This window comes from Actinomadura sp. 7K534, from assembly GCF_004348575.1.
Classification (GTDB): Bacteria; Actinomycetota; Actinomycetes; order Streptosporangiales; family Streptosporangiaceae; genus Spirillospora; species Spirillospora livida.
The window spans coordinates 1-13,818 of record NZ_SMKB01000192.1 but is presented as its reverse complement, the minus strand read 5'-3'; the positions used below and the strand labels follow the sequence as shown (position 1 = coordinate 13,818).

The following is a 13,818-nucleotide window of genomic DNA, read 5'->3' as shown; positions in this document are numbered from 1 at the left end:
AGGTGTATAACAGACAGACCCCGCGCCGACCTGAACGCCTGCGATCGCGTCCGAAGGCTGCGAGGAATGTGATCGCGCAGCGAGCCCCTGGGCGAGCCGGAGCGATGCAGCGATCGCGCGCAGTGCCCGTTGAAGGGAAGGCCCTCTAGGGCCTGACCGCCGAGGGCAATGCAATGAACACTTCAGTCCATCTCGGAGAGGCGGGACGGGTCGAAGGAGATGGGGTAGGGGCGGTTCAGCGTGATCGTCTCGCCCGACCGGGCCTTCGCGGCCACCTCGTAGCGGCCGTCCCGCAACTCCAGCATGGTGACCGTCGGCCGGGGCTCCAGATCGATCAGCCAGTAGTGCGGGATGCCGGTCATGGCGTACTCCTCCACCTTGCGCACGCGGTCGATCTGCTCGTTGACGGTGCGGGGCGTGACGACCTCGGCGACGAGGAGGAGGTCCGGGCCGTAGTAGGTGCGGGTCTGGCGCTCCAGGGCGGCGCGGGCGACGTCGCGGCTCACGGCGAAGACGTCCGGCTTGCGGATGCCCGCGGGGGTGGTGACGTCCTGCGGGGCGCCGGCGACGTGGACGTCGGCGTCCGCCTGGCGGGCCGCGTCCTTGAGGACGACCTTGAGCTGGTCGGCCGCGTGGTCGTGCCACAGGTCGCCCGGCAGCTCGTGGAGCCAGCCGTCGGCGAGCTCGTAGCGGCGGCCCTCCTCGGGCAGCGCGTCCAGGTCGTACAGCGTGTACGGACCGTGCGCGCGGCCGAGCGTCGCGCCCATGGAACATCCCCCCTCACCTCGGCTTATCCGAATCTAGCGGACGGACCTCCGGCGGCGCGGCAGGCATGATCGCGCGTCGGGATGCGGACAATGTCTCGAAAGCCGAGGGGAGACAGGTTAAGATACATCTCGTTCTGCCCTTGACCCTCCGCCAGGTGGAGGGACGACCCTGCGGAGGCGGACCGCCCCGAAGGAGAGATGCGATGAGCGTCGAGCAGCAACCCCTGACCGTTCCCGCGCTGCGCGCCTCGGACCGCGACCGCGACGAGATGCTCGTCCGGCTGCACGACGCCTTCGCCGAGGGCCGCCTGACCGAGGCCGAACTCGACGAGCGCATCGACCTGACCCTCGCGGCGCGCACCCACACCGAACTCGGGGCCGTGGCCGCCGACCTGCCCACCGGGCCCGGCCCGGCGGACGCGCGGTGCGCCGGTCCGGCCGGCCGGTTCCAGGTCGCCTACAAGAACTCCGTAACGCGCGCCGGGCGCTGGCGGCTGCCCGAGCGGTTCACCACCGTCGTCTACAAGGGCACGGCGCTGCTCGACCTGCGCTCCGCCGAGCTGGAGGGGCCCGTCACCGTGCTGCGGGTGCCGGCCTACAAGTCGACGGTGGAGATCATCATGCCCCCGGGTGTCCGCGTGGAGACGGACGGTATGGGCATCTCCGCGGAGGTGCACGGCGCCCCGCCCGCGGGGGCACCTGTCGTACATGTCAGGGGTTATGCCTACAAGGGAACGATCGAGGCGAAAGATCGGCTACGACGCTCCTGAAGTGATAGAACGCTCCCGCGGCCCCATAGGCCGCCGTTCACGCGGATGTCCGTACAGACGGTGGCGTGGCGCGATTTGATGGGGGTCCGACAGGACCGTGAAGGAGCGCGTGTGACGGCGAGTACCCCGGAGCAGGACGAGGCCCGGCGGACGGCCGAGCAGGAGGCGGGCGGCTCCCGCCAGGTCCGCCGGCGGCTGACGTTCGGCGTCGCCGGCGACCTCGCCGACATGCCGGCCACGCTGTCCCCCTGGCAGCGCGCGTTCGAGGCCTGGCGCGCCGCCGGGCTGAAGTGGGGGCACGGCGCCCCGCCCCGCCGGGAGCAGCCGGCCGAGGCCGTGGAGACGGCCCCCGCGGCGAAGAAGTCCGGTGCGAAGAAGGCGAAGCAGAAGGCCGCCGCGAAGCCCGCTCCGAAGAAGCCCGCTCCGAAGAAGCCCGCTCCGAAGAAGCCCGCGGCCGAGAAGGCCGCTCCGGAGAAGCCCGCCGGCAAGAAGGACGCCGGCAAGAAGAGCGATGGGCAGAAGGGCGCGGGCAAGAAGGCCGCGCTCGACCCCGCGGACGTGCTGGTGGCCGGGCCCGGCCTGGCGGCCGCGCGGAAGGGGGCCGCGCCGCGGCGGCTGCGCTCGCGGCTGGCGGTCGCGACCGGGCTCGTAGTGGTCGCGGGCGGTGCCATCTTCACGGTCACGCAGGGGGAGAGCGGCTCGGACGAGCCCGGCGTCCCGGCGCCGGTGGCGGCGGACGCGCTGTTCGCGCCCGACCCCGCCGCCGAGACCGACGGGCTCGTCCAGGAACTCAGCGCCGTCACCTCCGCGGGCGGGACGCTCGTCGCCGTGGGCACCGAGGGCGACGGCGCCCCGGGGCGGGAGCGGAGCCGGTTCCTCTACTCCGTCGACGCCGGGCGGACGTGGTCGCTGGCGCGGCTGCGCTCCGCCGGCGGGCCGGTCGCCCCCGCCGGCGACAGCCCGGACATGGTCACCGCCGGAGACCGCGGGTGGGTGGCGCTCGGCCGCTCGTCCGGCGGCGGCACGGTGGCGTGGACGAGCGAGAACGCGCAGACCTGGACCAGGCACGACCTCGGCGCCGTGTTCAAGCCGTCCGACGACGTGCGCGGCGTCGCCCGCACCGCGACCGGGTTCGTCGCCGTGGGCGGCGCCGACGACCGCGCCGTCGCCTGGATCTCACCGGACGGCAGCAGGTGGCAGCGGATCGAGGGCATCGAGGGGATCAGCGGCTTCGACGGCGTGGCGTCGTCCGGGAGCGTCCTCGTGAGCCACGGCACCTACCCCCGGAAGGTCACCGTGAAGCGGGGCCGGCGGAAGGTCACGCGCACCGTCCCGAGCCACGGCGCGTGGCGGTCCACGGACGGCGGGCGGACGTGGGCCCGGGTGAACATCCCGCAGAGCCACGGCTCCTACGGGCCGACGAAGGGCCTCGCCTTCGGCCCCGGCGGGTTCGCGACCGTCCGGGAGGGCAGGCACACGTCCGGCCGGAAGAACAAGCGCAGGACGACGCGGTTCGGGCTTCTGTTCACCTCGGCGGACGGCCGTGAGTGGCGGGCCGTGAGCCGGTTCAGGGGCGCCGGGATCGAGCGGTTCGGCGGGACGCCGGACGGCCTGGCGGTCCTCGTGCGGGGCGCGGACGGCGCGTCCCAGATCCTGCGCACCGACGACGGGCGCACCTGGAAGCAGGGCGGCACCGTGGCCGGGCCCGTGGAGAGCAGCGGGCTGACGGTCGCCTCGGGCGGCGCGATCGCGGTCTCCGGGAGCAAGGGCGACGACGCCTACCTGCACGGTGTGGACCTGCGCACCGTGCCGGGCGCCGTGCGCCCTGAACGCGCCGTACGGTCCCTGGCGGGGACCCCCGGCCGCTCGGTCGCGGTGGGCAGCAGCAACGGCGCGGCGGCGATCTGGACGTCCCCGGACGGCGGCGCGTGGCAGCGCGCCCGGTTCCCCGGCACCGGCGGGTCGCTCTCGGACGTCGTCGAGGGCGCCGCGGGATGGCTCGCGGTGGGCCGCACGTCCGGCGACGCCCCGGCCCCGGTGGCGATGACGTCGCAGGACGGGGTCGCCTGGGAGAAGGCCGCGTTCCCCGCCGGCCCGGCGCCCGTGGCCGCCGCGACCGGCCACGCCGGCTACGTCGCCGCGGCGTCGGGCGCGATCTGGCGCTCGGCCGACCTCAAGGCGTGGCAGCGCACCGGGGTCGACGGCGCCCCGTCCGACGTGACGGCCACCGCCGGGAAGTACGTGGCGGTCGGCGGCAAGGGGCGCGCACCGGCCGTCTGGACGTCCCCGGACGGTGCGAAGTGGACGGCCGCCGAACTGCCGGGCGGTCTCGCCAGCGGGCCGCTCACGGCCGTCGCCGCCCACGGCGACGTACTGGTGGCGACCGGCACGGACGGCGCCCCGCTGGTCTCCGCCGACGGCGGGACGACCTGGGCCCCGCACGGCCTCGGCGGCGACCTCAACGCCACCGCGATCACCGCGACGCCGCGCGGCTTCGTCGTGGCCGCGAGCACGTCGCGCCGGGACGCGGAGATCCTGGCGTCCGCGGACGGCGTCGCGTGGCGCCGCCTCCGGGTCCCCGGCCTGGCGGGCGCGGGCGAGCAGCGGCTCACCGCCCTGACCACCGCGGGTTCGTCCGTGCTGGCCACCGGCGTCGCCGCGGACGCGCACACCGAGACCCCCCTCCTGTGGAAGGCCCCGGTGCCGGAGTAGGGGGAGGGGGCGTCAGCCGTTGCAGCCGCAGGAGCAGCCCTTCGGGCACGAGCATCCGCCGCCATGTCCGCAACTGCAGTTCTTCGTCGTCATGGGCGGAACGTAACGCCGCCGCGCCGCGCGGTCCATGACCGCGGGCGCGAGGTGCATCTGTCGTGGAGGACACGGGCCGTCCCTCGGCGGGGGCTCGGGACGGCCCGTGGCCCGGACCGGGGGTCAGAAGTCGATGTGGAAGTCGACGCCGAGCAGGACGAGGACCCACAGGAAGATGGCCAGCAGCGCGCTGATGACCCGTTCGATCAGGCTCTCGTTGATGTAGCCGCGGTCCCAGGCGACGAACACGCCGATGATGAGGTAGATGAGGCCGACCAGGCTGATGTGCGGCCGGTAGCGGTACGCCATGTAGGGCGTCTCCTCCCGGGTGGGGGTCTGACGATCGACGTGTCCCCCGCGGCCGCCAGGAAAAACACCGGCGGTATTCAGGACCGTCCTTTGACGATCTTTTTGGCACCTCCCAAATTAGGGAGCGCTACTCTCCGGCAGGGCGATGCGGACGATCGTGGGATCGCGCCCCTCGTCCCGGTCGGCGAACTCGGCGCTGCGGTGCACCACGTCGAACTCGTGCCTGTGGCGCCGCAGCGCCGGGCTGAGCAGGATGTGGTCGAGGACCTCCGAGTTGCCGCCGGACACCGCCGTGTAGCGGTCGCCGGCGGGCAGGCGCGCCGGGAGGTCGGTGAGGCCGGTGCGCTCGACGAGGGTGTTGACCGGGATGGATTCCTCGCCGTCGTTGAGCTCGCCCGTGACGATGACGCGGGCGTTCGCGTCCACCCTCCGGACCGACCGCACGAAGTCGGCCACCACGCGGGCCTGGGCGTCGCGGCGCCACCGGCTGGGCCGCTCCGGCGGCTGGTTCCGGCCGAACAGCGGCTCGTCGTCGTCCGTCCGCGGGAACCACTGGTTCGCGATCACGATGATGCGGTGGCCCTGCCAGGTGAGCTCCCCGGCGACGGGCTTGCGGGTCCGGGACCACGCGGCGTCGCCGGGCGTGATCCGGCCGGGGCTCAGCGTCAGCCCGGCCGTCCCGCCGCGCCGCACTGCCCGGACGGGCGTCACGGCCGGGTCGGGGCCCTCGGGCGGCCCGTCCGGGAGCGGGTCGGTGAGCACCGGGCGGTCGACGAACGCCAGCCCCCGGTCGGCGCGGAACAGGAAGCCCGTCCGCCGGTTGTCGCCCGCCGCGCCGCCGTCGGCGTTGTCGCGCGGCGTGACCGACCGCCAGTCGTAGGCGGGCCCGCCCGCCATGCTGATCGCGGTGACGAGCTGGGCGACGGTCTGGTCGGCGGCGACGATGCCGTCGTCGTCCGGGCCGCTGTTGTCGCCGAGCTCGGTGACCGCGATGAGGTCGGGGGAGCGCAGCCCCGTGACGATGTCGGCGGCGAGGGCGGTGAACCGCGCGGGCGGCGAGCCGGGGTGCAGGCCGTCCAGCCGGGCGGTGGCGACGGCGAGTTCGCCGTCCCGCTGCGGGCGGGTGGTCTCGCGGGCGAGCCCGCCCGGTTCGCGCCGCGGCTGCGCGGTGAGCAGCAGGTGGTAGGCGCCGAACCCGTAGTCGAGCACGCCGTGGTTCGCGCCGGGGAGCCGGTCGCCGACGTGCATGGCGGGCAGCGGGGCGAGGGCGTCGTCGAGGATGATCCGCTCGGGGTTGGCGTCGCCGCCGCCGAACCGGCTGCCGTCCCGGAGCAGGATGCCGCCGCGCTTCGTCCGCGGCCCGGCACCGGCGCCGCCGGCGGCCAGCACGGGGATCTCGCCGTGCCGGGACGGGCCGACCGCGACGGCGTCGCGGATCTCGATCCGCATCCCTTCGAGGGACTCGTAGAAGTCGATGCCGTCGCGCCGGGGGTCGAACCCGCCGCCCCTCTCCACGTCGCCGCTCCGGCGGTCGACCACCCGCGTGGGCGGGCGGCGGCCCCCCGGGCCGACCACGACCGGCGGCGGCAGCGGGTTGCCGCGCGACTCGACGGCGGTCTCGGTCGCGCCGATCTCCGTGCGGGTGAGGCCCGCGGACGAGGCGCCGCCGGGACGGTACTCGGCGACCTTCCCGGCCACCCGGACGGCGTCGCCGACCGCCACGTCCGGCCGGGTCCGGGTGAAGACGAACACGCCCTCGGACGTGCCGTGGTCGCGGTCGGGCCGCGGGTCCTGCATCCAGAAGCCGTTGCCGGTCAGCGCGGTCACGACGCCGGGGACCCGGGCGACCGCGGAACCGTTCAGCGGGGAGATGTGCGCGGCGCCCTGCACGTCCCGGATCCGGACGGCGGGGGCCGCCGCGTGCGCCGCGGGGGGCGCGGCCAGCGGGGCGGCGAGAACGGCCGCGGCCAGGGCCCTCCGGAGACCGTGCACCACCCGCGCTCCATGATCGTTAGGGAGTTTCCGATCGGACGACAAGGATGATACGCGTGCCGCGGAGCGCGCCGTGACGCCCGCCGGGCAAGGGCCCGCGGGCGTTCCGGGCCGGCGACCGGGCTACTCCTCCAGGGTGAGCGCGGCCTTCGGGCACGACCGGACCGCGTGCCGTACGCGGTCCTGCTCCTCCGCCGGGACGTCGGGCTTGAGGATCAGCAGCTCGTCCTCGTCGCTGAGGTCGAAGACCTCGGGGGCGAGCCCGACGCACACGGCGTTCGCCTCGCACACCAAGGGGTCGACTCGTACTCGCATGGCCTTCTCCGTTTCCAACGCGGGCGTTCACGCCAACGTACCGAACGTGGTTCGGGTTGCCGCGCCCACCCCGAAAGTAGAACACGTTCCAGTCTGCGGGAGCAAGGTCCCGTCTCATTGTGGACGATCTCGGGATAAGGTGCGCGGACGGAGGAATCGATGACTCATGGCAAGGCGTCCGCCGGCCCGGAAACGACCGGCGGGACGGCCCCCGCGATGCCCGCGGAACTGCTGCGGGCCGCGCGCAACGCGAAGGGCTTCATGCCGGACGCCGAGGGCCTCGCGCTGTACGAGACCGCCCTCGACTACGGGAGGCGGCTGACCGCCACCGGCCCGCTGCTGGAGGTGGGCACCTATTGCGGCAAGTCCGCCGTCTACCTGGGGGCCGCGGCCAAGGCGGCAGGCACGATCGTGGTCACCGTGGACCACCACCACGGCTCGGAGGAGAACCAGGCGGGCTGGGAGTACCACGACCCGTCCCTCGTAGACCCGAGCACAGGGCGGATGGACACGCTCCCCACGTTCCGGAAGACGATCGCGTCCGCGGGCCTTGAGGACGAGGTCGTCGCCGTCGTGGGCCAGTCCCGCACGGTGTCGGCCCTCTGGCAGACCCCCTTGGCGATGCTGTTCATCGACGGCGGCCACGCCGAGGAGCACGCGCAAGCCGACTACGAAGGCTGGGCGCCGCACGTCACCGTCGGCGGGGCCCTCGCGATCCACGACGTCTTCCCCGACCCCAAGGACGGCGGCCAGGCCCCGTACCACCTCTACCTGCGGGCCTTGGAGAGCGGAGCGTTCGAGGAGCGCCGCACCGAGGGCTCCCTGCGCGTCCTGGAACGCGTCAACGACACCGACCCGCTGCGCTGACCTGCGGGCGTGTCGTTGTCATCCGGCTTGCCGGAACAACGACACGCCGCAAGTCGAGCGGGATCGCGGTCAGAGGTTCGTGCGCACCGGGTTGGCCACCGAGACCAGGGCGCAGCCGCACGCCAGCGGGTCGGACGCCTCGGACGGGCCCAGCGGGCGTCCCGCGACCTCCTTGAACAGCCGGGCGCCCGGGGAGGCGTCCGCCAGCGCGTCCGCCGCGAGGATCACCGCGGCGGCCGTGTAGGTGGAGCGGTCCCCGGGGAAGTGCCGGCGGTTCTCGAACTGCCAGCCCGTCCAGTACGAGCCGTCCTCGTGCCGCAGGTGCTGGATCGTCGCGAACAGCTCCAGCGCCCGGTCGCGGTCGCCCGCCGCGTCCAGCGCCAGCACAAGCTCGCACGTCTCCGCCGCCGTCACCCACGGCTGGTCGGACACGCACCGGCAGCCGAGGCCCGGCACGACGAACGTGTCCCAGCCCTCGTCGAACCGGCGCGCCGCGTCCTCGCCGCGGACGGGCCCGCCCAGCACCGGGTAGTACCAGTCCATCGACCAGCGGCTCTTGTCGGCGAACGCCTCCGGGTGCGCGGCCACCACGTGCCCGAGCTGGTCGGCGGCCAGCTCCCACTCCGGCTGGTGCTCGCCGAGGTGCTCGGCCAGCGCGACCGCGCAGCGCAGCGACTGGTGGATCGACGAGCAGCCGGTCAGCAGCGCGTGGTCGGACGCCTCGCCGTTCTCGTGCCGCAGCCAGATGATCTCCCCGCGCCGGGTCTGCAGGCCGAGCGTGAACTCGACCGCCCGCCGGACCGCGGGCCACATCCGGTGCGCGAACTCCTCGTCCCCGGTCATCAGCAGCTCGTGCCACACGCCCACCGCGAGGTAGGCGGCGTGGTTGGACTCGCCGCCCGGCTCGGTGACCTCGCCCAGCACCCACTTGGCGGGCCACGACCCGTCCGGCCGCTGCACGCCGCGCAGCCACTCGTACGCCCGCCCGGCCTCCGCGCCGAGCCCGGCGACGCGCAGCGCCATCGCGGCCTCGACGTGGTTCCAGGCGTCCACGTGGCCGGGGACGCCGTTCGTCGGCGAGAACCACGGGATCGCGCCGGACTTCTCCTGCTGCGCGGCGATGCTGCGGGCGGTCGCGAGGACGTCGTCCGCGGACAGCACCCCGGCCACCGAGGGCGGGCCCGTCTCAGACCGCATCCGCGGTCTCCTTGGCCGGGGCCGCGGGCGAGCCGGGCGCCGCGGGCTTGCCCAGGTAGACGACCACGCTCTTGCCGATCAGCGGGTTCAGCGCGCGCTCGGCCAGCCGGGTCGCGAGCGGCCGCTTCATGATGTCCCACACCAGGATCTGGTGGTAGCCCTTGGCGAGGGGGTTGCCGTCGTTGTTCACCCCCACCGCGCACTTGATCCACCAGTACGGCGCGTGCAGCCCGTGCGCGTGGTGGTGGCCGCCGACCTTGAAGCCGACCGACTTGAGCTTGGCCTCCAGCTCGGCGCGGGTGTAGATCCGCACGTGCCCGCCGGGCGCGGTGTGGTAGTCCTCCGACAGCGCCCAGCAGACCCGCTCGGGCAGCCAGCTCGGCACGGTCACGGCCAGCTTCCCGCCGGGCCGCAGGACGCGCAGCAGCTCCCGCATCGCGCGCATGTCGTCGGGGATGTGCTCCAGCACCTCCGACGCGACGATCGCGTCGAAGTGGTCGTCGGGGAACGGCAGGTCGAGCGCGTCACCCTGCACGGTCTCTGCGGTCGCGTCCTCGGGCACCTCGCCGTCGAGGCGCATGGCCCCGAACATCTTCTCGACACCGGACAGCTCCTCGGCGTCCTGGTCGAAGGCCACGACGTGCGCACCCCGGCGGTACAGCTCGAAGGCGTGCCGTCCGGCGCCGCATCCCATGTCGAGGACGCGGTCTCCGGGGGTGACGCGGAACCGCTGGAAATCCACGGTCAGCAGGGTCGTGCTCCTTTCGTACAGGGAAACGCCCGGAGGGACGTCCCTCAGCCCTTGCCCTTGCCCGCGGCGAGCCGCAGGTAGTTCTGCTGGGTGATGGCGGCCCGGTAGTGCTCGACCGTGGCCTTCGCCACGGCCGGCCAGGCGAAGCGCTCCTGGACGCGGGCCAGTCCCGCCTCGCCGACGCGTGCGCGCTCCGCCGCGGAGTCGTGCAGCCGGTGCAGGGTCGCGGCCAGCTCCTCCACGTCCCCGGGCTCGACGAGGACGCCGCCGTCGCCGACCACCTCGGGCAGCGCGCCGGCGCGGCTGGCGACCAGCGGCGTCCCGGACGCCATGTGCTCCACGGCCGGCAGCGAGAAGCCCTCGTAGCGGGACGGCACGACGGCGATCTCCGCGGACGCGAGCAGCTCGCCCAGCTCGTCGTCGCTGATCCCGCTGACGAACCGGACGCGGTCGCCGAGGGCCAGGTCCCGCACGAGCTTGTCGGTCGGGCCGTCCTTCTTCGGCTTGGACACGACGATGACGTGCACGTCGCGCTCGGTGGCGAGCTTGGCGACGGCGCGCAGCAGCACGTCCACGCCCTTGATCGGGGCGTCCGCGCTGGCCATCGCGACGATGCGGCCGGGGACGCGCTCGCCGCGCGGGTGGAAGATCCGGGTGTCGACGCCGAGGGGCAGGATGTCGATGTCGCGCGGGTCGACCCGGAAGTCCTTGACGATGTCGACCTTGGACGACTCGGAGACCGTCAGCACCGGGCCGATCCGCCGCGACACCTGCGCCTGCATGGACACGAACCCGTACCAGCGGCGCTTGCCGAGCTTCTGCTTGATGCCGCGCGCGGCCTCCAGCTCGATCCGCCGGTCGACGCTGATCGGGTGGTGGATGCTCGTGACCAGCGGCAGCCCGAGCCGGGCGATGCCGAGGTTGCCGAGGCCGAGGACCTGGTTGTCGTGCACGATGTCGAAGTCGCGGCGGCGCCGGCTCAGCAGCCGCAGCGCGCGGAGGCTGAAGGTCAGCGGCTCGGGGAAGCCGCCGGTCTTCATGTGCGCGAACTCCAGCACGTCCACCCAGTCGCGGAACTCGCCGAGGGCCGGGATGCGGAACGGGTCCTCGTCCCGGTACAGGTCCAGGCTGGGGACCTCGGTGAGGACGATCTCCTCCCGGTCCAGCTCCGGATAAGGCTGGCCGGAGAGCACCTCGACCCGGTGCCCGAGGTCGGCCAGTTCCCGGCTCAGATGCCGGAGGTAGACGCCTTGCCCGCCGCAGTGCGGCTTGCTCCGGTACGAGAGCAGGGCGATCCGCAACGAACCGTCCGGGCCGGAAGCACCGCCCGGCTCGCCTGCCTCACCCACGCCATCCCCTGCCCACGCACCACTCCCGTCAGTCGGTACCCGCCACTCAGGGGGACGCCGGCCGCACGCGCACCGGCATCTCCTTGATGCCGTTGATGAAACTAGACCTTAGCCTCCGAACGTTACCGTTGAGTTCAATATTGGGCACGGCGTCCAAAAGTGTTTCGAAGAGCACACTGAGCTCGAGTCGGGCAAGGTGCGAGCCGAGGCAGAAATGCGGCCCGCCTCCGCCGAAGCCCAGGTGCGGGTTGGGGTCGCGGCCGACGTCGAACGCGTCCGGGGCGGCGAACACCGCCTCGTCGCGGTTCGCGGACGAGTAGAACACCACGACCTTGTCGCCCTCGGCGATTTTGCGGCCGCGCAGTTCGGTGTCCCGGGCGGCCGTCCGCTTGAAAAGGTTGACGGGGGTGACCCAGCGGACGATCTCGTCCGCCGCCGTCCGGACGAGGGAGCGGTCGGCCCGCAGCCGCTCCCACTGCTCCGGATGCTCCAGCAGCGCCAGCATCCCGCCGCTCGCCGCGTTGCGGGTCGTCTCGTTGCCCGCGACCGACAGCAGCATCACGAACAGCTCGAACTCGTCGCCGCTCAGCACCTGCCCGTCGGCGTCCGGCTGCAGCAGCTTGGTGACGATGTCCTCGCGGGGGTTCTCCCGCCGGTCGGCGGCCAGGACGTTCGCGTACGCGTACAGCTCGGTCGCGGCGGCCTGGCCCTCCTCCGGCGTCCGCTGGAAGTCCGGGTCGTCCCCGCCGATCAGCGTGTTCGACCAGTGGAAGATCTTCTCCCGGTCCTCCGGCGGGGCGCCGAGCAGCTCGCAGATCACGTACAGCGGGAGCGGGGCCGCCAGGTCCCGGACGAAGTCGGCCTCCGCGCCCCGGTCGAGGGTCTCGGCGACCAGGCCCCGGCAGATCTCCCTGACGTGCTCCTCCAGCACCGCGATGGCGCGCGGGGTGAAGCCCCGGTTGACGATGCTCCGCTTCCGCGAGTGCTCGGGCGGGTCCTGGTTGAGCATCATCATCCGCTGCAGGTGGAGGGCCTCCTCCTCCGGCTCCTCGAACAGCGCCAGCCGCCGCCACGAGGAGAACAGCTCGGGGTGCCGCGACACGTGCACCACGTCCTCGTGCCGCGTCACCGCCCAGAACGGTGGGTGGCCCCGGTCCGGGTCGCCGTGGTGGCGGTGCACCGGGTCGTGCTCGCGCAGCCAGGCGAGCTGCCCGTACGGGACGCCTCCGTGCTCGTACGGAGCGGGGTCGACCAGCTCGATGTCGGGGGTGACGCTCACGGGAACCTCCTCGGGTCAGGACGGGCTGAAGCGCACCGGCAGCTCCTTCAGCCCGTTGACGAAGTTCGACCGCAGCCGGCGGGGTTCGCCGGCCGGCCGGATATCGGGCATCCGGTCCAGGATCGTCTCGAAGATGATCTTCAGGTTCATCCTGGCCAGATGGGTGCCGAGGCAGAAGTGCGGCCCGCCGCCCCCGAACCCGATGTGCGGGTTGGGGTCGCGGCCCACGTCGAACTTGAACGGGTCGTCGAACACCCGCTCGTCCCGGTTGGCGGACCCGTAGAACAGCACGACCTTGTCGCCCGCCTTGATCTGCTTGCCGCCCAGCTCGACGTCGGTGAGGGCGGTCCGGCGGAACTGGTTGATCGGGCTCACCCAGCGGACGATCTCCTCCACCGCCGTGGGCAGCAGGCTCCGGTCCGCCTTGAGCCGCTCCCACTGGTCGGGGCGCTCGAAGAACGCCTGCATGCCGCCCGCCGTTGCCGTCCGCGTCGTCTCGTTCCCGGCGATGGACAGCATGATCACGAAGAGCTGGAACTCCTCGTCGGTGATGCGGGAGCCGTCCGCGTCCGGCGTGAGCAGCTTGGTCACGATGTCGTCGCGCGGCGTCGAGGCCCGGCTGCTCGCCAGCTCCCCGGCCCAGCCGGCGAACTCGGCCGCGCACAGCTGCGACTCCGTCCGGTCCCCGATGTAGTCGGGGTCGTTGAACGCCACCAGCTTGTTGGACCAGTGGAAGATCTTCTTCCGGTCCTCCAGCGGTGCGCCGAGCAGCTCGCAGATCGTGTAGAGCGGCAGCGGCGCGGCGAAGTACTCCACGAAGTCACACTCGCCCAAAGGCGCCGCCTCGTCTATGAGCCGGTGGCAGATTTCCCGGATGTGGTCCTGCAGCCGGCCGATCATGCGCGGGGTGAACCCCTTGTTCACCATGGCCCGCAGCCGGGTGTGGTCCGGCGGGTCCTGGAACAGCATCATCTGCCCGTACAGGGCGATGTCGTCGTCGGTGAACTCCTCGAACATCGACGTCCGCTCGCGGGACGAGAACGGATCCGCCCGGCGCGACACCTGCACGACGTCCTCGTGCCGCGTCACCGCCCAGAACCCCGGCACGCCCTCGTTCGGGTCCTGGTGCCAGTGGACGGGGTCGTTGTCGCGCAGCCACGCGAACTGCTGGTGCGGTATCCCCCCGCGCTCGTAGACGCCGGGGTCGATGATGTCGATCTCGGGTGCGCGGAACGGCCGGGTGGCCGAGGCGATGGACGTCTCAAGTGCCATGCGGAAGACCCTTCGTCCGGGGCGGGAACTCGAGGCCACGAGACCCTGAAACTGAGCGCTTGCTTGGCCACAGATCTAGAACACGTTCTAACATGAGACTCCAGTCTCATCAACCCCCGATCCCACCCAGTGACCACCCCTCCAC

At 73.0% G+C, this 13,818-nt stretch carries 12 protein-coding genes; 3 read left to right on the top strand and 9 right to left on the bottom strand.

Annotated elements, in window-relative coordinates; all coding sequences use genetic code 11:
• Positions 1-182: 182 nt before the first annotated feature.
• On the bottom strand, positions 183-767 hold the full coding sequence (locus E1266_RS28190; RefSeq protein WP_132052114.1) for a Uma2 family endonuclease: 585 nt from the start codon (positions 765-767) through the stop codon (positions 183-185).
• Positions 768-970: 203 nt separating this feature from the next.
• On the opposite strand from E1266_RS28190, the gene E1266_RS28185 reads away from it, so the two are divergent.
• Positions 971-1,537 carry a DUF1707 domain-containing protein gene (locus E1266_RS28185; RefSeq protein ID WP_132052112.1) on the top strand — a complete coding sequence of 189 codons (567 nt, stop codon included), beginning with the start codon at positions 971-973 and terminating at the stop codon, positions 1,535-1,537.
• A 111-nt stretch (positions 1,538-1,648) separates the two neighbouring features.
• On the top strand, positions 1,649-4,249 hold the full coding sequence (locus E1266_RS38985) for a glycoside hydrolase (RefSeq protein WP_207945957.1): 2,601 nt from the start codon (positions 1,649-1,651) through the stop codon (positions 4,247-4,249).
• A gap of 216 nt (positions 4,250-4,465) precedes the next feature.
• Here E1266_RS38985 and E1266_RS28170 read toward each other — a convergent pair whose 3' ends face one another.
• From E1266_RS28170 to E1266_RS28160, 3 genes are all read right to left on the bottom strand, one after another.
• On the bottom strand, positions 4,466-4,651 hold the full coding sequence (locus E1266_RS28170; RefSeq protein WP_131952160.1) for a hypothetical protein: 186 nt from the start codon (positions 4,649-4,651) through the stop codon (positions 4,466-4,468).
• Between the two features lie 117 nt (positions 4,652-4,768).
• Positions 4,769-6,646 (bottom strand): endonuclease/exonuclease/phosphatase, encoded by a 1,878-nt coding sequence (locus tag E1266_RS28165; protein WP_243718971.1) that lies wholly within the window; start codon positions 6,644-6,646, stop codon positions 4,769-4,771.
• A gap of 120 nt (positions 6,647-6,766) precedes the next feature.
• Positions 6,767-6,958 carry a ferredoxin gene (locus E1266_RS28160; RefSeq protein ID WP_132052110.1) on the bottom strand — a complete coding sequence of 64 codons (192 nt, stop codon included), beginning with the start codon at positions 6,956-6,958 and terminating at the stop codon, positions 6,767-6,769.
• A gap of 159 nt (positions 6,959-7,117) precedes the next feature.
• On the opposite strand from E1266_RS28160, the gene E1266_RS28155 reads away from it, so the two are divergent.
• Positions 7,118-7,825 carry a class I SAM-dependent methyltransferase gene (locus tag E1266_RS28155; protein WP_132052108.1) on the top strand — a complete coding sequence of 236 codons (708 nt, stop codon included), beginning with the start codon at positions 7,118-7,120 and terminating at the stop codon, positions 7,823-7,825.
• A 69-nt stretch (positions 7,826-7,894) separates the two neighbouring features.
• On the opposite strand, the gene E1266_RS28150 is transcribed toward E1266_RS28155, so the two are convergent.
• From E1266_RS28150 to E1266_RS28130, 5 genes are read right to left on the bottom strand one after another with little or no spacing between them, the layout of a single operon-like run.
• Positions 7,895-9,022, bottom strand: a complete 1,128-nt coding sequence (locus E1266_RS28150) for a prenyltransferase (protein WP_132052106.1) — start codon at positions 9,020-9,022, stop codon at positions 7,895-7,897.
• A complete protein-coding gene (locus tag E1266_RS28145; RefSeq protein WP_207945959.1) occupies positions 9,012-9,773 on the bottom strand; it encodes a class I SAM-dependent methyltransferase in 762 nt (253 codons plus the stop codon). Before E1266_RS28145 ends, E1266_RS28150 begins: the two co-directional genes overlap by 11 nt.
• A 44-nt stretch (positions 9,774-9,817) precedes the next feature.
• Entirely contained in the window at positions 9,818-11,122 is a 1,305-nt protein-coding gene (locus E1266_RS28140; protein WP_132052102.1) for a glycosyltransferase family 4 protein, read from the bottom strand.
• A gap of 46 nt (positions 11,123-11,168) precedes the next feature.
• Complete coding sequence (locus E1266_RS28135) at positions 11,169-12,401, bottom strand: cytochrome P450 (RefSeq protein ID WP_132052100.1); 1,233 nt, start codon at positions 12,399-12,401, stop codon at positions 11,169-11,171.
• A 15-nt stretch (positions 12,402-12,416) separates the two neighbouring features.
• On the bottom strand, positions 12,417-13,673 hold the full coding sequence (locus tag E1266_RS28130) for a cytochrome P450 (RefSeq protein WP_132052098.1): 1,257 nt from the start codon (positions 13,671-13,673) through the stop codon (positions 12,417-12,419).
• Positions 13,674-13,818 lie beyond the last annotated feature (145 nt).